This window comes from Streptomyces sp. WMMC940, from assembly GCF_027460265.1.
Classification (GTDB): Bacteria; Actinomycetota; Actinomycetes; order Streptomycetales; family Streptomycetaceae; genus Streptomyces.
Window position 1 is genome coordinate 3762460 of record NZ_JAPZBC010000001.1, and the last position, 17412, is coordinate 3779871.

A 17412-nucleotide genomic window follows, 5' to 3' on the forward strand; every position below is an offset into this window, starting at 1 on the left:
AGCACACCGCCGGAGCACACACACGGGTGCGGTCGGGACTGACGGAGAGGGCTGGAACAGTTATGGAAGAGCCGCGTCGCCTCGGCGGCCGGTACGAGCTGGGCTCGGTGCTCGGCCGTGGTGGCATGGCCGAGGTCTACCTCGCCCACGACACCCGGCTCGGTCGCACCGTTGCCGTGAAGACGCTGCGGGCCGATCTCGCCCGTGACCCGTCCTTCCAGGCCCGGTTCCGCCGTGAGGCCCAGTCGGCCGCCTCGCTGAATCATCCCGCGATCGTCGCCGTGTACGACACCGGCGAGGACTACGTGGACGGCGTCTCCATCCCGTACATCGTGATGGAGTACGTGGACGGCTCCACGCTCAGAGAGCTGCTGCACTCCGGGCGCAAGCTGCTGCCCGAGCGCACGCTCGAGATGACCATCGGCATCCTCCAGGCCCTCGAGTACTCGCACCGCAACGGCATCGTGCACCGCGACATCAAGCCGGCGAACGTCATGCTGACGCGCACCGGCCAGGTCAAGGTGATGGACTTCGGCATCGCGCGCGCCATGGGCGACTCGGGCATGACCATGACCCAGACCGCGGCCGTGATCGGCACCGCCCAGTACCTCTCCCCGGAACAGGCCAAGGGGGAGCAGGTCGACGCCCGGTCCGACCTGTACTCCACCGGCTGTCTGCTCTACGAGCTGCTGACGGTCCGGCCGCCGTTCGTCGGGGACTCCCCGGTGGCGGTCGCGTACCAGCACGTTCGGGAGGAGCCGCAGGCACCGAGCGTCTTCGACCCCGAGATCACGCCCGAGATGGACGCGATCGTCCTGAAGGCGCTGGTCAAGGACCCGGACTACCGCTACCAGTCCGCCGACGAGATGCGGGCCGACATCGAGGCGTGCCTCGACGGCCAGCCGGTCGCGGCGACCGCGGCGATGGGCGCCGTCGGCTACGGCGGCGCGTACGGCGCCCAGCAGGGCCGCGGCGGCGAGCAGCCGACGACGGCGCTGCGCCAGGCGGACCCGGGCGGCCAGACGTCGATGCTGCCGCCCATGAACCCGGACGACGGCGGATTCGGCGGGTACGACGACCGCCCGGACCGCCGCCGCCAGAAGAAGTCGAACACCTCCACGATCCTGCTCGTCGTCGCCGGCATCCTCGTGCTCGTCGGCGCGATCCTGATCGGCAAGGCGGTTTTCAGTCAGACCGAGGGCGGCGGCAAGGTCGACGTGCCGCAGCTGGTCGGCAAGCCGTTCGAGGAGGCCAAGCAACTCGGCGAGAACGCCAAGGTCGAGGTCGTCCGGTCCGGCACCGATCGCTGCGACCAGCCCAAGGACAGTATCTGCAGCCAGACCCCGGCCAGCGGTCAGATGAACCAGGGCGACACCGTCCAGGTGGTCGTCTCCGAGGGCGCCCCGCTCGTCAAGGTACCGGACGTCACGAAGGACTCCGAAGAGGACGCCACCAAGGAGCTGAAGGACAAGGGCTTCGAGGTCGAGACCGAGTCGGTCGAGTCCGACCAGGAGGCCGGCACGGTCGTCGAGCAGGACCCCGAGGGCGGCACCCGGGTGGAGAAGGGTGAGACCGTCACCCTGAAGATCGCCAAGCAGGCCACCAGGACGGTGCCGGACGTGGTGGGCAAGCCCTTCGACCAGGCCAACCAGCAGCTGACGCTCCTGGGCTACACGGTGGTACGGCAGGACGTGGACTCCGACGAGGCCGCAGGCCAGGTCACCGCCCAGAGCCCGGCGGCGGGTTCCAAGGAGGCCAAGGGCGTCACGATCACCCTCCAGGTCTCCAAGGGCCCGCAGACACCGCAGAGCCAGGTGCCTGAGGTGCGGAACCGCACTCTGGGCGAGGCCAGGGCCCTGCTGCAGCAGGCCGGATTCAACAACATCCAGGTGCAGGGCGACCAGAACGACAACGCCCGGGTGATCCAGCAGACCCCGCAGCCGGGAACCCAGGGTGACCCCGCTCAGACCCAGGTGGTGCTGTTCACGCTCCCCGGTGGTGACGGCAACGGCGGGGGCAACAACGGCGGCGGATTCATCGGCGGACGCGACGACTGACCACCCGGCCACCGCACGCGCGGGACACGGGAAGAGGCCCCGGCACCTGATCTTGGGTTCTCACGGTCCTCGCAACATCCATGATCTGTGGGAGTTGCGAGGACCGTGGGCGTTGAGTGTGATGATCTTGCCGGGTTGCGGGAGCGTTTCTTTGCACGGCTGGATGTCGTGGGGAACGTGACCGTGGTGGCGCGGGAGCAGGGGGTGAACCGGAACACTGCCTTCGGCTGGGCCCGGAAGGCCGGACGGAGTTCGGTGCGCCTGCCGCACCGGCATCCTCGGCGGGACGATGACGAGCGACTTCGGACCGAGGGTGTCCCACGCCGGGTGGCGGCCGGGCAGGTCGGTGTGAACGAGCACACGGCCAAGGATGGGTGCCGGGGCCTTCCCCTGTCCGAACGGCGGTCCTCAGGCTCGCGCGTGCGAGCCCCTGCCGCGCTCGCCGCGCCCCTCGGGCACCCGATCGCGGTCTCCCCCGGCAGCGGCACGCGGTATCACGCGCCGGGGCCTGCTCCGGGCCCCCATGGCGTACGGTGACGCGGCGCACGTGGGCGAGGTCACGATCTCCCCCGGCCACCCGGTCCGGCCCTGGGGCGCGGAGCGCGGGTCACGGCGCGGGCGGATTCGCCGCGCCGCGCTCGCAGCGGCCTCGCTCATGACTGCCGCAGCTCCGCCGGCGGTGTGCGGTCCCGGTCGACCTTCTCCGTGCGCTCGAGTTCGCCCCACACGATGTAGCGGTAGTCCGAGGTGTAGATCGGCGTGCAGGTCGTCAGCGTGATGTAGCGGCCCGGCTTCGTCCGGCCCGACTCCTTCGGCACGGGCTGGAGCACGTCCACGTTGTACTTGGACGTCTCCTTGAGGTCCTTGAAGACCTTGTAGATGTACCAGGTGTCCACGGTCTCGAAGACGATCGAGTCGCCCGTCTTGACCTTGTGGATGTTGTGGAACTTGGCGCCGTGGCCGTCCCGGTGGGCGGCGAGGGTGAAGTTGCCCTGCTTGTCGGCCGGCAGAGCCGACTCGATGGGGTCGACGTAGTAGCCCGCCACCCCGTTGTTCAGGGTCTTGGGATCGGTGCCCTTCTTGACCAGGACCTCGCCGTTGTTCATGGCGGGCACATGGAGGAAGCCGATGCCGTCCTTGGTGTCGAGCGCACCGGGACCCCCGGCCCAGCGGTCGCGGACGCGCTCGCCCTGCTCCGCGGCCTCGCGGTCGGCGATGACGTTCGTCCACCACAGCGAGTAGACGACGAAGAGGGCCAGCACCAGCCCCGCGGTGATCAGCAGCTCGCCGAAGACACTGATGACGCCGGCGATCCGGCTGCGCGCACGTGCCACTGCACCTGTCCCTGTCCCAGTCCCTGTGGTTCTCTCGCCCGGAGCCACGCCCGTCCGTCAGCCGACGAGCGCGTCCGGCTTGCCCTTGCTGCGCGGGCGTTCGTCGACCATCTTGCCCCACACGATCATGCGGTACGTACTCGTGAACTCGGGCGTGCAGGTCGTGAGCGTGATGTACCGGCCGGGCCCGGTGAAACCGGAGCCGACCGGCACGGGGGCGATCACCCCGACGTTGGAGGGCGAGGTCTGCGGCAGGATGCTGTGCATCTCGTACGTGTAGTAAGTGTCCTGCGTCTCGACGACGATCGGGTCGCCCTGTGCGAGCCGGTTGATGTACCGGAAAGGCTCGCCGTGGGTGTTGCGGTGGCCCGCGACCGCGAAGTTGCCCTGCTTGTCCTCGGGCATCGCCGTCTTGAGCCCGCCCTCGGCGTAGTGGCCGACCATGCCCCGGTCCAGCACCCGGTGCTTGTCGATGCCCTCGGCGATCGGCACGACGACGTCGAGCTTGGGGATGTGCATGATGGCGAATCCCTGGCCCGGTTCGAACGCGCCCGGGGCCCGGCCCTTCGCCCAATCGTCCTGGATCTTGCTCGCCGCGGCGTTGGCCTGCTGGCCGGCCAGGATGTTGGTCCACCACAGCTGGTACGTGACGAACAGCAGCATCAGGACGCCGATGGTGATGAACAGCTCGCCGAAGGCACGGCTGGCGATCACGGCCGGGCTGTCCTTGGCCGCCCGGGCCGCCCGTCGAGCCTCCACGCGGGAGAGCGGGGCCCCGGTCTCCGAGGGTTTCGGCGTCACGGGCGGGGCGGTCGGTGCCCGGCGTCTGCGGCCCCGTCCCCGTGCCTTGGCCGCCTTGCGGCGCTCGGCGCGGCCTCCGGTGGGCCGCTCGGGCTCCGAAGGGCCCGTGCCGGGCACCCGGAGCGCCGCGGTCTCGTCCTCGGGCGGGAAGAACGGCGACGGAACGGCCGCGGTCGGACGGTCGGCTCCCGTCCCCGACGGCGGCGGGTACCCCGACCCCGTCACGGAGCCGGTCCCGCCCCGGGCACGGGACTGCTCCTGGAGCCGGTTCTCCTCCTGGACCTGGGGATACGCCTGCTGTCCGTACCAGTCCTCCTGGTACGCCGCCGCGGGGTACTGGCCGTGGTCGGGCCACTCCTGCGGCGTGGACTGCCGAGGCCCGCGCTGTCCGGGAACATCCGGAGCGCGGTACCACGGCGGTCCCCCCTCGCCGTTCACGCCAGGGCCTTGCCCACCACCGGCGCGAGCCCGGCCGACCGGCCCACGGCCCCCGTGTCACCGCATTCCACCAGCCAGTTGGCCAGCATCAGATGGCCGTGCTCCGTGAGCACCGACTCGGGGTGGAACTGCACACCCTCGACCCGCTTCTGCCTGTGGCGCAGGCCCATGATGATTCCGTCCTCCGTGCGGGCCGTGACCTCGAGCTCGTCCGGTACGGTCTCCGGCTCCGCCGCCAGCGAGTGGTAGCGCGTCGCCGTGAAGGGAGAGGGCAGCCCGGTGAACACGCCCTTGCCCTCGTGCCGTACGAGCGAGGTCTTGCCGTGGAGCAGTTCGGGCGCCCGGTCGACCACCCCGCCGTAGGCCACGGCCATCGACTGCATGCCGAGGCAGACGCCGAAGACGGGGACGTCGGTGGCGGCGCAGTGGCGGACCATCTCGATGCACACACCGGCCTGTTCGGGCGCACCCGGCCCGGGGGACAGCAGCACCCCGTCGAAACCGTCCTGCGCATGCGCGGTGGACACCTGGTCGTTGCGCACGACCTCGCACTCGGCGCCCAACTGGTACAGGTACTGGACGAGGTTGAAGACGAAGCTGTCGTAGTTGTCGACGACGAGAATCCGCGCGCTCACTGGCCGTCCACCGTCACGTCGTTGAACGGAAGCAGAGGCTCCGCCCAGGGGAACACGTACTGGAAGAGCGCGTACACGACCGCGAGGACCAGCACGAGCGAGATGAACGCCCGTACCCACGCGTTGCCCGGCAGATGCCGCCAGATCCAGCCGTACATGCCGTCCCTTTCCTTTCGGTACGGGACCAGATTAAAGGGCGCGGGGGGCCTGTGGGTCAGCTGTGGAGAGCTTCCGGTTTGCCGTGGGTCACAGGCCGCGTGGCGTCGAGGTGCGCCCACACCACCAGTCGGTGGCTGCTGCCCCACTCGGGATCGCAGGTGGTGAGGGTGAGGTAGCGGCCCGGTCCGTCGAATCCGGACTTCACCGGAACGGCGTCGACGACTCCCACGTCGCCGGGCACGGTGCGGTACGGCTTGTTCCGTATGCGGTAGGTGAACCATGTCGTCCCGTCGTTGAGGACGACCGCGTCGCCCGGACGCAGCCGCGGGAAGTCCTTGAACGGGTCCCCGTAGGTACGGCGGTGGCCGGCCACCGAGAAGTTCCCCGTCGCGCCGAGCCGGGCGCTGCCCGCGTAGTGCCCGAGCCCCTTCTTCAGGGTCTCCGCCTCGGTGCCCTCCAGTACCGGCCGGTCCCAGCCGGCGCCGAAGCGCGGCACGTACATCACCGCGAAGGGCCTGCCGGGCTCGTACGGCCTCGCCTCCGGCGGAGCGGGATCCGCGGCGGGCGGCGGGGACACGGCGGGTCCGCTCGCCTCCGGTGCCGCGGACGGCGCCGGTGCTCGCCTCGCCCATTCCTCGTGGAGCCGGACGATCTCCTCGGCGGTCGCGCCGTCGGCCTTCACACCGGTCCAGAACAGCACGTACGCCACGAACAGCACGATCACTGCGCCGGTGGTGATGCATATCTCACTGAACGTCCGGACGATCAGTCGCACCGACACGGGCCGCCCTCCCCGGGACTACTGCACGGGCTTCGCGTAGTGGAGATCCACTGTGCCCGAGTAGCCGGGGAGAGTCACCGCCTCGCGCTCGTCGACTTTCCAGCCCAGCCCGTACGCCTTCACGTAGAGCTGGTAGTTCTGGATCGCCGGGGAGGCGGTCAGCGCCCGCTTGAGCCGGTCCGGGTCGCCCACGGCGGTGACCTTGTACGGCGGCGAGTAGACCCTGCCCTGCAGGATCAGCGTGTTGCCCACACAGCGCACGGCGCTGGTGGAGATCAGCCGCTGGTCCATGACCTGGATGCCGCGGGCGCCGCCCTGCCAGAGGGCGTTGACCACGGCCTGCAGGTCCTGCTGGTGGATGACGAGGTCGTTGGCCTGCGGTTCCGGGTAACCGGGTGCCGCCTGGGCGTTCGGGGGAGCATCATTGAGGGTGACGGAGACCGCCCGGCCGCTGAGTTCCTCGGTCCCCGCGGCTGTCTCCAGCGCCCGGAGCTTCTCGTCCTCGGCCGCGGTGGAGCCGTCGTCACGCCGGGCGAGGGCGTCGACGTCCTCGCGGACCGTCGACGTGGACTCGTCGAGTTCGGCGTTCTCGTGGCTGCGCTGCTGGATCAGGTCGGAGAGCTTCAGCAGTGAGTCGTCGGTCCGGAGGTTGGTGCCCTTGGCCGTGTTGAAGCTGGTGACGAAGATCAGTCCGGCGAGCGCGAAAACGGCAGCGGTCAGCAGCCGGACCGGCCGCCACGAGGAGCGACGGACCGGCCCACCGGGGGAGTCGGCAGAATTGCTCAACGTACCCTTACCCTTCAGGCGCTGCGGAAGGACTACGCTAACGGACGCCCGGGGGAGGACCAGGTCCCCCTCATCCCCCCGCCGGCGCCAGCCACAGTTTCCCCTGCGCGGTCACGCAGCGCATCGACAGGAGAGTCCCTCGTGCCGAAGTCACGTATCCGCAAGAAGGCCGACTTCACGCCTCCGCCGTCCTCCAAGCAGGCGACCAGCATCAAGCTGACCAACCGCAGCTGGGTGGCCCCCGTGATGCTGGCGCTGTTCCTGATCGGGCTGGCGTGGATCGTCGTCTTCTACGTCACCGACGGCTCGTTGCCCGTGAAGACCCTCGGCAACTGGAACATCGTGGTCGGCTTCGGCTTCATCGCGGGCGGCTTCGCGGTCTCCACCCAGTGGAAGTAGCGGCGACCGACGGGGCAGCGGGCGGACCGGCCGCTGTCACGCTCTGCCCCTAAATTATCCACAGCGTCGTCCACAGATGAGGAAAAGGTCTGACGATCTGTGGATAACTCTCCGGTTGTTGACGCCGATGTGACCACTGGGGCCGATCCAGCGACGATCCCCCACCCTGTGCGCCCCTTGTCCCTCCTGGGAAAACCCAGGTCAGGGACAGGGGGCACAGTTGTTCCCCACAAGGCGCACAAGATCCGCCACACGCTGTGGACAACTTTGGGGAAAGCTCACGCTCAGGTGAGCAGCGACTGGGTCCTGAGCACGATGGACAGGACCGAGGCGACCAGGACGAGGGCGCAGACACCGACCTGCACCAGGCCCCTCCGCTCACGAGGGGCGTGCACCATACCGAACGCGATCACCGTGCCGCCGACCAGGCCGCCGACGTGGGCCTCCCAGGAGATGCCGGGCATGGTGAAGGTGATGAGCAGGTTCAGCGCCAGGAGCGCGATCACCGGACGCAGGTCGTAGTCGAGCCGGCGCAGCAGAACGGCCGTGGCCCCGAGCAGACCCCAGATCGCCCCGGAGGCGCCGAGCGCACCCCGGTTCGGCTCCTCCAGCAGATAGACCAGCGCGCTTCCCGCCACTCCGGAGAGCAGGTACAGCGCGAGATAGCGCACCCGGCCGAGCGCCGCCTCCAGTGGTCCGCCCAGCCACCAGAGCCCCAGCATGTTGAAGGCGATGTGCCAGATCTCCTGGTGCAGGAACATCGAGGTCACCAGGCGGTACCACTCGCCGTCGGCGACTCCCACGACCTCCTGGATCCGCGGGTTGAACGCCAGCCCGATCAGATCGAGCCGGTCCGCGATGGTTCGGTCGGCGAGCACCGCCAGGAACACCGCGGCGTTGACGCCCAGAAGGATCTTGGTGACGAGCCGGGGGTCGCCCGAGGTGAGCTCGGCCCCCGCGATCGTGCGGGGACGGCTCGCGGACGGGGCGTACCCGGTGCCCGAACCCGTACGCACGCACTCCGGGCACTGGAAGCCGACCGATGCGCTGACCATGCAGTCGGGGCAGATCGGCCGCTCGCATCGGGTGCAGCTGATACCGGTCTCCCGGCCCGGGTGCCGGTAGCAGCTGGGCAGTCCGTGCGCGGCCCGGGGCCGGTCCGGGCTTCCTGGCGCCTGATCCATGAGGTCCCCTCGTCTTCCGCGCGGGCTCCCGCGCAATGCTTCGCCCCGCTCGTCTTACGGACGAGCGGGGCGCAAAGGTTCCCGTACGGAACCCGGCCTCCGCAGACGATTCCCGCCGCGGCCTCCTGGGGTCAGCCCTGGCGGGTCTCGATCACGACGGATTCGATCACCACGTCGTTCATCGGGCGGTCGGTGCGCGGGTTGGTCGGAGCACCCGCGATGGCGTCCACGACCTTCCGGCTGGCCTCGTCCGTGACCTCGCCGAAGATCGTGTGCTTGCGGGTCAGCCAGGCGGTCGGGGCCACGGTGATGAAGAACTGCGAGCCGTTGGTGCCCGGGCCGGCATTGGCCATGGCCAGCAGGTAGGGCCGGTCGAAGGCCAGGTCGGGGTGGAACTCGTCGGCGAACTCGTAGCCCGGGCCGCCGGTGCCGTTGCCCAGCGGGTCGCCGCCCTGGATCATGAAGCCACTGATCACCCGGTGGAAGACCGTGCCGTCGTACAGCCTGTCCGTCGACTTCTTCCCGGTCGCCGGATTGGTCCACTCCCGCTCACCCGTGGCGAGCTCGACGAAGTTCTTCACCGTCTTCGGCGCGTGGTTCGGCAGAAGCCGGATGTCGATGTCGCCGTGGTTGGTCTTCAGGGTGGCGTGGAGCTGCTCGGCCACGATCTGCCTTCCGTAAGTCTTCTCTGACGTCCTCAGATCCTCCCACGGAGGAGCCGTGGACGCGGAAAATGACCCGGATGCCCGTCCCGCATGCCGTGCCGTCCCCCAGCGGGCATGATTTCGAAAAGGGTGGAAAGGCGGATGGTGCCTTTGCTGGGTCGACAAACGCCCCAGACGCCCGCGAACGCCACCGAGGAGGAGGATCCCGTGACCCGCATGGACAGCGTGCGCGCCGCGACGGACACGGCCAAGGAGAGCGTGCTGCACGCCGCGGAAGCGGTGGCGCCATACGCCGGCACGGCCAAGGACCAGGCCGCGGTCTACGCCCACCAGGCTCGTGTCGCCCTCGAGCCCAAGGTGAAGAAGGCCGCTCGCCAGGCGCGTCATCAGGCCCGCGTCCAGTACAAGTCCCATGTCGCACCGCACGTTCCGCCGCAGGTGGACGACGCGGCTCACCGGGCCGCCGTCATGACCCGGAATGCCGCACGCCAAGCGGCGGACTACACGACTCCGCGCCTCGAGCACGCCGTCGCGGTGGCCCAGCCCGTGGGGCAGGAGGCCGTCACCCGGTCCGCCGCCGCACTGGCCGCGCTGCGCGGTTCGGTCACGGCCGAGGACATCAAGAAGCTCGCGAGGAAGAACGAGCGGCGTGCGAAGTGCGGTCGCGCCGCGAAGGGCGCGCTGGTGGTCGGCGCCGTCGCCGCGGGGCTGTTCGCCGTGTGGAAGTGGTGGGACAAGCAGGCGAATCCGGACTGGCTGGTGGAGCCTCCCGCCGCGACCGAGGTCCCGGACCGTTCGCCGTCGTCGGTCGACGGGAGCGATCAGTCGGTGCTGGACCCGGAGGTTCAGGCCAAGCAGGCGGAGAACGAGGCGGAGTCGGACCGGGAGGACCGTCGCTGACCTTCCGGGACATCCGTCACCGGCGTACTCCTGGCAGGACTGTCACCGGCTGGTCCTGCGGACCGCTGGTGGTGGTCCCGCCGGAACTCTGCCGCACGGCTTCGGCGGACCGTCGTGGCGTCGGCCCTGAGGACCGTCGCCCGTCCTGGCCGGGCGATTCCCGCCGGGGATCGCGGGAGGATCCGCACCGGCCGGCCTCGGAGGGCCGTGGCCCACACCCATCGACCTCGCCGGCCCCGACAGTGCCCGCCTGACCCGTCCCGGCAGTGCCGGCCTGCCTCCACCGATCGGCCCGGGCGGCAGTGGTTCCGGCCGCCTCCCACCGTCCTGGCCGCACACGACTATCGCTGACGACGTGTGGTACCGGACGATCGGCTTCGGGCAGGCAGAGGGCTTCCCGGCGCCTCATGCCGCCGCCGGAACGCGCGCCTCGTCCTCGAAGTGCGAGGACTCCCGCCGCGCTTCGGCCGCGTCGTTCAGGGTGGGCACCTTCCGGACGGCGGGCGAGGCGCCGTGGGCCTCGGCGCGGATCCGCTGCTTGATGGTCGGCGGCAGAGCGCGGTCGCGAGGGGTCCTCTGGCGCACCACCTCGTACCAGAAGCCGTGTACGGCCGTGGTCCCGTACGCCCCCGCGGCCGCGGGAAGGGTGCGCGCCCCGGCGGGACGCTCGTGCGCACCCGCTCTCTTCCCCGCGCTCCGCGCGCCGACGGGATGCTCGTGGGCACCCGCTCTGCTGCCCGCGCTCCGCGCGCCGGGGACGGTGGGCTTCTGCTCCGCCGGGCCCTCAGGCTGACGGGGGCCGGCCGACTGCTCGGCGGCCCTGGCGGAGGGGGCGAAGCCGAGGGAGGTGAGCAGGGTGACGATCAGGGAGACGAAGGCGGTCCACAAAGAGGTGACCTTGACGGCGGCCATGGCTCCTCGCTTTCGGATTGGGCGTTTTACATACGTTCCTCATGATGTGGACGCACCTCGAAAATCGTGGGACCTCGGCGCCGGGTCGGCGGATCTTCCGATGAACACCACCCGCGCGGCCTACCGGCCCTGAGCCGCCGTCAGGACGGAACAGAGCAGCCCACCCCCTCCCGGCCTGCGGAAACAGCCCGTGCCGGCGCCTGGGCGATGCCTAACGCGGCGCCACGCATCCCGCAACCCGGAACGGATACCGCCCGCTGCTCCGGACGGGCATCGGAGCGGGGCGCGCGGGAGGCCGCCGCCCGGCCGGGTGGTGGCCCCGGGCACGGGGCATTCCCCGCGGCGGACAGCGCACGGGGCGTCCCCGTGCCCGGCTGGACGAGCGGGCCGGGAGGTGCACGCCCGCCGGGGCGACGGGGGACGCTCCGGCCGCTCCCGCTCCGTCCCCGGGGGGCTCTCCTCATGCAAAATGCCCTCTGACCTGCGTTCTCGCAGGTCAGAGGGCATTCACCGGGTGGAGCCTAGGGGAGTCGAACCCCTGACATCTGCCATGCAAAGACAGCGCTCTACCAACTGAGCTAAGGCCCCGGAACGGAGACCAGAGTACCGGGTAACCCCCGGGATCTTCCAAAAGGATTAGGGCTCCCGGTATTCGACCACTCTCCGTAGGATGCTCGTCGGGTTCGCACCAGCGAAGCCACGCCAGGGGAAGCGATGGGGAGACGCAACATGGATGCAGCACAGCAGGAAGCGACCGCGAGAGCGAGAGAGCTCCAGCGCAGCTGGTACGGGGAGCCGCTGGGGGCGCTCTTCCGCCGGCTCATCGACGATCTGGGCCTCAACCAGGCCCGTCTTGCCGCGGTGCTCGGGCTGTCGGCTCCGATGCTCTCCCAGCTGATGAGCGGCCAGCGCGCCAAGATCGGCAACCCGGCGGTCGTCCAGCGCGTCCAGGCCCTGCAGGAGCTGGCCGGGCAGGTCGCCGACGGCAGCGTCAGCGCGGCCGAGGCCACGGATCGCATGGACGAGATCAAGAAGTCCCAGGGTGGCTCCGTGCTCACCGGCACGGGGCAGTCCACGACGAGTTCGGGAGCTCCGACCGTGCGCCGGGTCGTGCGGGAGATCCAGTCGCTGCTCCGTTCGGTGGCGGCGGCGGGCGACATCATCGACGCGGCCGACTCGCTCGCCCTCACCCATCCGGAACTGGCAGAGTTCCTCCGGGTGTACGGCGCCGGGCGCACCGCGGAGGCGGTCGCCCACTACGAGTCGCACCAGAGCTGATCGAGGCGGGACGCGGGCGGCGGGGCGGGAAGCACACCGGACGAAGCAGGACGCCGGAACAGGGAACCGGGAGCGGGCGCAGCGCATGGGTGAGGTCTTCGCTGGTCGGTACGAGCTGATCGACCCGATCGGACGCGGTGGGGTCGGCGCCGTGTGGCGCGCCTGGGACCATCGGCGGCGGCGCTACGTGGCCGCCAAGGTCCTGCAGCAGAGCGACGCCCACTCGCTGCTGCGCTTCGTCCGCGAGCAGGCCCTCCGCATCGATCACCCGCACGTCCTCGCCCCGGCCAGCTGGGCCGCGGACGACGACAAGGTGCTGTTCACCATGGACCTGGTGAGCGGCGGGTCGCTGGCGCACGTCATCGGCGACTACGGCCCGCTGCCGCCGCGGTTCGTCTGCACCCTGCTCGACCAGCTGCTGTCGGGGCTCGCCGCGGTGCACGCCGAGGGGGTCGTGCACCGCGACATCAAGCCCGCGAACATCCTGCTGGAGGCCACCGGCACCGGGCGGCCGCATCTGCGGCTGTCCGATTTCGGCATCTCGATGCGGAAGGGCGAACCGCGGCTGACCGAGACGAACTACGTGCTGGGGACGCCCGGTTACTTCGCACCCGAGCAGATGCTGGGCGCGGAGCCGGACTTCCCCGCCGACCTGTTCGCCGTGGGGCTCGTGGCCCTGTATCTGCTCCAGGGCCAGAAGCCCGATTCCCGGGCCCTGGTCGAGCACTTCGCCGCGCACGGCACCCCGGGCGCCCCGCAAGGGATTCCGGAACCCTTGTGGCAGGTCCTGGCCGGCCTGCTCCAGCCCGATCCACACGCCCGCTTCCGTACGGCGACCGGCGCGCGGAAGGCCCTCACCTCGGCCGTCGAGCTGCTGCCGGAACCCGCCATCGACGACGAGCCGGTCGAGGTCTTCGACCAACTGGGTCCGCTGCCCTCGGGCTTCGGCCCCGACGGCCCAGCGGGAAGCGGACCGGGCGGGCCGCGGACCGACGCCGCGCCGACCGGGGAACCGACGGGCGGCCACACGAGCCGCAACGGGCGTACGGACAGCACCGGGCAGGCGCAGGAAGCCGCACTGGGCGACGACGCGGACTCCCGGTCGCGCCCACCCCGGCCGGATCCGGAGCCGCAGCCCCGGCCCACGCCCCAGCAGACCGGACAGGCGCTCCAGGACGGGCTCGGCTCCCACGGCTCGCAGGGGGCTCCCCTGCCGACGCCGTCGGAGACCGGCTCCTTCCATCTGCCCCCGCCGCCCAATCGGCCGGCGCCGTCCCCCGCCGGGGATCCGCCGTCCGCCTCCGCGCCGCCCGGAACCCCCGCACCGGTACCCACCCATGCCGGCTTCCCGCAGTGGCATCAACCGCCGGCACAGGACTTCGCCCAGGCGCCGACCGCTGCGGTTCCGCACGAACAGCCCCTCACCCGCCGGTACACCGGCCACGGGCCCCAGGTGCCGGGTCAGGCGCATCCGGTGCCGTACGCGCCGCCCCGTGCCCCCTCGTCCGTGCCTCTGCCCACGGCACGGAAACGACCGGGACCGCCCCCGAAGGTGGCGGTCCCCGTGCTGCTCGTCGCGCTGATCTGTTTCGCGGTGGGGATCTGGGCCCTCGCCCAGGCCTGAGAATTCCCGCGGGCACGTGGAGTGCGGTCGCCGCGCGGCAGGCGGGTTCACCGAGCGGAGGGCGGGCTCACCAGGCGGGAGGCGGGCCGTAGTCCGTCCGTGCCGTACCGTCGGCCTGCCCCGTACCCCCCGGACGACCGGATCCGGCGGCGGGCCCGTACCCGTGACCGTGTCCGTACGGAGAATCGGTGCCCGGAGTCTGCGTCCCGCCGGGGCCGACCGGGGGACCGGGCGTGCGGAGCGGGGTGCCCGCCGGGACCCGTGGTGTGCCGGGCCCCTGTCCGGCACCGGCGGACGGCCCGCCCTGCGGCGGTGCGGCGGCGCGCCGCCGCGCCAGCAGCGTCCAGGCGCCCAGGCCCAGGACCAGCACCGTCCCCGTGCCCACTCCGGCCACGCCGACCAGCCGCATCGCGTCGCTCTTCTCGGCCTTCTCGCCCTCGGAGACGCCGAGGTCGCCGACCGGCTCCGCGTACGGCGGCGCGGCCTTGGCCTCGCCCTCGACATTGACCCGGAGCGTCACGCCGAACTGCTTCTTGCCGAACTTCTGCTCCAGTTGGGGATTCAGGCTGACGGCAAGGTAGTAGTCGCCCTTGAGCCGCATGCCTTCCACGTGGTCGCCGTTGCCGAACCGGTTCTCGTAGGCGACCTCCGGCAGCGGGTCCAGTACGGCCTGCTTCTGCCGGCCGTCGTACGACCTCGTACCGGCGTCCTCGACCAGACCGCGCACGGGGTTGTACAGCCGCATGGTCAGGGCCTCGCTGACGAAGACGGAGCCCTTGGTGTTGGTGCTCCCCAGGGAGGCGGTACCGAAGATCCGCTGCCCCCAGTCGAGCTTGACCCGGTAGAAGTAGGTGCGCCCCGCATCCAAGCGGCCGCTCCACTCGCCCTCGGCGATCTCGGCCGCGTCGTTGAACCCCGTTCCGCCGACGGCCTCCCTCGTCCCGCCCCCGGGCAGTCCGGGTGAGGCGGAGGGCCAATCGGTGGGGGCCTCGGTGGGCCCCTGCTGCTTCAGCCCGGGCTCGGTGACATGGCGGATCTCCAACTCCCAGTCGCCGGGGACGGAGGCGCCGGCGGACGCGGAGTCCGCGTCTCCGGTCCTCTCCACGACCACGTTGTAGGCGCCGCCCTCCTGGCAGGTCGAACGGCCGTTCCCGATCGTGCGGTGCGCGGTGGCGGCGAGCGGTCTGGCGAACCTCCCCGGCCCCACCTTGTCGTCGGCGCTGCTGCAGTCGGCACCCTGGCCGTTCTGGAGGGTGACCTCGATGCCGGAGTTGTACGCGAGCCCGGTCCCAGGGCCGGGGACGGCCACGACCGAGACGTACGCGTTCCGCTCGGCGTCCAGATCGACGCGGAAATTGAGCTTCCCGCCCGGCCCGATCGAGGAGCGGTAGGTCGTACCGGCCTTCAGCTCCTCGGCGTCGGAGCTGCTCTCCGCGCCCTCGATCCGCTGCGCGCCCGTACCGAAGACATACGGGTCCGGCCGGTCGGCCGCCCGAGCCGGGACGGTGACCACTGCCGCCGCCGCGCACACCGCCGCCGTCACGACCGGCGCCACCCTGCCCCTGCTGCGCTGCCTCATCTCCGCGCTTCCCCTTGTCGTCTCCGTCGTCGCCCCGGGGACGCCGGCGTGCCCGTAAGGCCCGTGACGGCGCTCATGGATCGTGGTCGCGATCCACCGGGCGGGACCGCCCGCCGCCGGGGCGGTCGTGGTGCCGGTCCATCCTGCCCCGCCGTCCGGGCCGCTGTCTTCGCGCGGTCCCGAATCGCCGCCCCTGTCGCACGCGCCCCGCGGAGGGTGCCCGGGCACGGTCGACTTCACTCATGCAAGCAATCTATTTGCTCAAGCGAATCCGAGGGGTCGCGGGGCTACAGCGGCATGGACAGCACGGAGCCCCGGCCGCTCGGCGGCCGGGGCTCCGTCACTCTCAGACTGTCTGCGTCTCACACACCCGAACCTGCGGGCACGGAGTCGGTCGCCTCCGTCCACAGATCCTGCTCGGCGCGATCCGCCTGGATCTGGCGGTACACGAGGAGCCCGCCGATGGCGGCCAGTGCGACCAGGAGAAGCTTCTTCACCGCGCGACCTCGTCTTTCCTTGACGTAGGGGACTTCTGGCGCCCGACTATACACACCGATCGATACCGATCGGTGACCTGCGTACGCCCCGGCCGGAGCCTCCCGAGCGGCCAACTACCCCCACCGCCACCAGGGATGGCCCTCCCGGGGGCACCGCGGATCCCGCCACGTTACGTCACAGGTTGTGAACGGCGGCCCCGCCCTCCTCCTTCCCGCCCCGCGCACCGCCGTCGGGCCGTAGGGAACCGTCGCGGCCCGCCCGGCGCACCACGGGCGCCGGAGACGGCCCTCGGGGCCCGAATCCGCCCGGGCAGGCCCCACACGGTCACGCGCGGCGCCTCATCGAGGACGGGCAGGTATCGCGGTCCGCAAAGCCGTCTTGTTCGGTACGGAACGGTCGGCCCCGGAGATGCGCAGCTCTCTCGGCCCGCTCATGAGCGATCAGGGCTGCCGACCGAACCCGGCCGGTCCACTCGTCGGCTGATGTCAGCCATGAACGCCGAAGACCCCCAACCATGATCGGTTGAGGGTCTCCGTGCTGGTGGGGCTAACAGGATTTGAACCTGTGGCCTCATCCTTATCAGGGATGCGCTCTAACCAACTGAGCTATAGCCCCGCCGCGCTGCGCGCTGACCCCTGAAGGTTAGCGCACCTGGGGGGCAGTCCCAAAATCGGTTCTCCACCCCCCGGGACCTCGGGCTATTCGTCCTCGGCCAGCGTGAGCTCGACCCCGCCCACGAACCCGGCGGAGAGGTTGTAGATGAAGGCGCCCAGCGTCGCCAGCGCCGTGGCCAGCACCACGTCGATGACCGCGATCACCGACGTGAAGAGGAGGACACGGGGAAGCGAGAGGAACGACTGGAGGTCGAAGCCGTTGCTCTCGTTCGAGCCCGTCGCCTCGCTGATCGTCCCGCCGACCGTCGAGAAGACGCCCATGGCGTCCATGACCATCCACAGCACGGCCGCGGCGACGATCGTGCAGATGCCCAGGGCGATCGAGAGCAGGAAGCTGACCTTCATCACCGACCACGGGTCGGCCTTGGCCACCCGCAGTCGGGCCTTGCGCGTACGGGGCTGTGTGGTCGCCCCGGTGCGCGGCCGGCGGACCGCCGCGCCCGCAGTCGTCTGCTGGCCGCCCTGCGTCCCTCCAGGAGGAGAGGGGTACGCCTGGGGCGGGTGGTACGGCTGGGTTCCCTGCTGCACCGGTTGCTCCCCACCATAGGTTTCGTGCGGGGGCTGCGGCCCCCGGGTGTCGGTCACGGTCGTCCCCCTGCCCTCGGCGGGGGAGCCCCCAGCCGGGGAGTGCGAGGCGGAGCCACTGGCGCCGTTCGTTCCAGAAGCGTCGCCGGCATCGGCCGATCCGGCGCCGGTGGCTCCACTCAC

Annotated in this window: 17 protein-coding genes and 2 tRNA genes; 5 read left to right on the forward strand and 14 right to left on the reverse strand. The window is 70.9% G+C overall.

What is annotated here, in order from left to right:
- The first annotated feature begins 62 nt into the window (after window positions 1-62).
- Entirely contained in the window at window positions 63-2057 is a 1995-nt protein-coding gene (pknB, locus tag O7595_RS16475; RefSeq protein WP_269729438.1) for a Stk1 family PASTA domain-containing Ser/Thr kinase, read from the forward strand.
- Between the two features lie 653 nt (window positions 2058-2710).
- On the opposite strand, the gene O7595_RS16480 is transcribed toward pknB, so the two are convergent.
- Genes O7595_RS16480 through O7595_RS16505 form a run of 6 tightly spaced genes read right to left on the reverse strand, consistent with a single transcriptional unit; the run spans window position 2711 to window position 6991 of the window.
- Entirely contained in the window at window positions 2711-3391 is a 681-nt protein-coding gene (locus O7595_RS16480) for a class E sortase (RefSeq protein WP_269729439.1), read from the reverse strand.
- Window positions 3392-3448: 57 nt separating this feature from the next.
- The gene (locus O7595_RS16485; RefSeq protein ID WP_269729440.1) at window positions 3449-4630 is read right to left on the reverse strand and encodes a class E sortase; all 1182 of its coding nucleotides are present in this window, start codon (window positions 4628-4630) and stop codon (window positions 3449-3451) included.
- Window positions 4627-5265, reverse strand: a complete 639-nt coding sequence (locus tag O7595_RS16490) for an aminodeoxychorismate/anthranilate synthase component II (protein ID WP_269729441.1) — start codon at window positions 5263-5265, stop codon at window positions 4627-4629. The genes O7595_RS16485 and O7595_RS16490 overlap by 4 nt, the downstream gene beginning before the upstream one ends.
- Window positions 5262-5423 (reverse strand): hypothetical protein, encoded by a 162-nt coding sequence (locus O7595_RS16495; protein ID WP_269729442.1) that lies wholly within the window; start codon window positions 5421-5423, stop codon window positions 5262-5264. Before O7595_RS16495 ends, O7595_RS16490 begins: the two co-directional genes overlap by 4 nt.
- Window positions 5424-5479: 56 nt before the next feature.
- Window positions 5480-6205, reverse strand: coding sequence for a class E sortase (locus tag O7595_RS16500; RefSeq protein ID WP_269729443.1), 726 nt, complete (start codon window positions 6203-6205; stop codon window positions 5480-5482).
- Between the two features lie 18 nt (window positions 6206-6223).
- The gene (locus tag O7595_RS16505; protein ID WP_269729444.1) at window positions 6224-6991 is read right to left on the reverse strand and encodes a DUF881 domain-containing protein; all 768 of its coding nucleotides are present in this window, start codon (window positions 6989-6991) and stop codon (window positions 6224-6226) included.
- 141 nt (window positions 6992-7132) lie between these two features.
- Here O7595_RS16505 and crgA point away from each other — a divergent pair, with 141 nt between their 5' ends.
- On the forward strand, window positions 7133-7390 hold the full coding sequence (gene crgA / locus O7595_RS16510; RefSeq protein ID WP_138054182.1) for a cell division protein CrgA: 258 nt from the start codon (window positions 7133-7135) through the stop codon (window positions 7388-7390).
- Window positions 7391-7674: 284 nt separating this feature from the next.
- On the opposite strand, the gene O7595_RS16515 is transcribed toward crgA, so the two are convergent.
- Window positions 7675-8574 (reverse strand): rhomboid family intramembrane serine protease, encoded by a 900-nt coding sequence (locus O7595_RS16515; RefSeq protein ID WP_269729445.1) that lies wholly within the window; start codon window positions 8572-8574, stop codon window positions 7675-7677.
- Window positions 8575-8705: 131 nt separating this feature from the next.
- Window positions 8706-9239, reverse strand: a complete 534-nt coding sequence (locus tag O7595_RS16520; RefSeq protein WP_269729446.1) for a peptidylprolyl isomerase — start codon at window positions 9237-9239, stop codon at window positions 8706-8708.
- Window positions 9240-9446: 207 nt separating this feature from the next.
- Between O7595_RS16520 and O7595_RS16525 the strand changes: the two genes are divergently transcribed.
- On the forward strand, window positions 9447-10139 hold the full coding sequence (locus tag O7595_RS16525; protein ID WP_269729447.1) for a DUF5324 family protein: 693 nt from the start codon (window positions 9447-9449) through the stop codon (window positions 10137-10139).
- 405 nt (window positions 10140-10544) lie between these two features.
- Here the strand turns inward: O7595_RS16525 and O7595_RS16530 are convergent, their stop codons facing one another.
- Together O7595_RS16530 and O7595_RS16535 are read right to left on the reverse strand one after the other, a co-directional pair.
- The gene (locus O7595_RS16530; protein WP_269729448.1) at window positions 10545-11051 is read right to left on the reverse strand and encodes a DUF6344 domain-containing protein; all 507 of its coding nucleotides are present in this window, start codon (window positions 11049-11051) and stop codon (window positions 10545-10547) included.
- Between the two features lie 515 nt (window positions 11052-11566).
- Window positions 11567-11639, reverse strand: a tRNA-Ala gene (locus tag O7595_RS16535).
- Window positions 11640-11780: 141 nt separating this feature from the next.
- Here O7595_RS16535 and O7595_RS16540 point away from each other — a divergent pair.
- Together O7595_RS16540 and O7595_RS16545 are read left to right on the forward strand one after the other, a co-directional pair.
- Entirely contained in the window at window positions 11781-12329 is a 549-nt protein-coding gene (locus O7595_RS16540; RefSeq protein WP_269729449.1) for a helix-turn-helix domain-containing protein, read from the forward strand.
- A gap of 85 nt (window positions 12330-12414) precedes the next feature.
- A complete protein-coding gene (locus tag O7595_RS16545; protein WP_269729450.1) occupies window positions 12415-13953 on the forward strand; it encodes a serine/threonine protein kinase in 1539 nt (512 codons plus the stop codon).
- 67 nt (window positions 13954-14020) lie between these two features.
- Here O7595_RS16545 and O7595_RS16550 read toward each other — a convergent pair whose 3' ends face one another.
- The 4 genes from O7595_RS16550 to O7595_RS16565 form a co-directional block, all read right to left on the reverse strand.
- Entirely contained in the window at window positions 14021-15532 is a 1512-nt protein-coding gene (locus O7595_RS16550) for a hypothetical protein (RefSeq protein ID WP_269729451.1), read from the reverse strand.
- A gap of 362 nt (window positions 15533-15894) precedes the next feature.
- Window positions 15895-16029, reverse strand: a complete 135-nt coding sequence (locus O7595_RS16555; RefSeq protein ID WP_003958712.1) for a DLW-39 family protein — start codon at window positions 16027-16029, stop codon at window positions 15895-15897.
- A gap of 539 nt (window positions 16030-16568) precedes the next feature.
- Window positions 16569-16645: transfer RNA gene (locus O7595_RS16560), tRNA-Ile, on the reverse strand.
- 83 nt (window positions 16646-16728) lie between these two features.
- Window positions 16729-17412, reverse strand: a complete 684-nt coding sequence (locus tag O7595_RS16565) for a DUF3566 domain-containing protein (RefSeq protein ID WP_443071639.1) — start codon at window positions 17410-17412, stop codon at window positions 16729-16731.

Excerpts from the sequence above, each read along its gene's own strand:
- O7595_RS16530 (WP_269729448.1), bottom strand. The coding sequence starts at position 11,051 with ATGGCCGCCGTCAAGGTCACCTCTTTGTGGACCGCCTTCGTCTCCCTG.
- pknB (WP_269729438.1), top strand. The coding sequence starts at position 63 with ATGGAAGAGCCGCGTCGCCTCGGCGGCCGGTACGAGCTGGGCTCGGTG.
- O7595_RS16495 (WP_269729442.1), bottom strand. The coding sequence starts at position 5,423 with ATGTACGGCTGGATCTGGCGGCATCTGCCGGGCAACGCGTGGGTACGG.
- O7595_RS16540 (WP_269729449.1), top strand. The coding sequence starts at position 11,781 with ATGGATGCAGCACAGCAGGAAGCGACCGCGAGAGCGAGAGAGCTCCAG.
- O7595_RS16545 (WP_269729450.1), top strand. The coding sequence starts at position 12,415 with ATGGGTGAGGTCTTCGCTGGTCGGTACGAGCTGATCGACCCGATCGGA.
- O7595_RS16550 (WP_269729451.1), bottom strand. The coding sequence starts at position 15,532 with ATGAGGCAGCGCAGCAGGGGCAGGGTGGCGCCGGTCGTGACGGCGGCG.
- O7595_RS16515 (WP_269729445.1), bottom strand. The coding sequence starts at position 8,574 with ATGGATCAGGCGCCAGGAAGCCCGGACCGGCCCCGGGCCGCGCACGGA.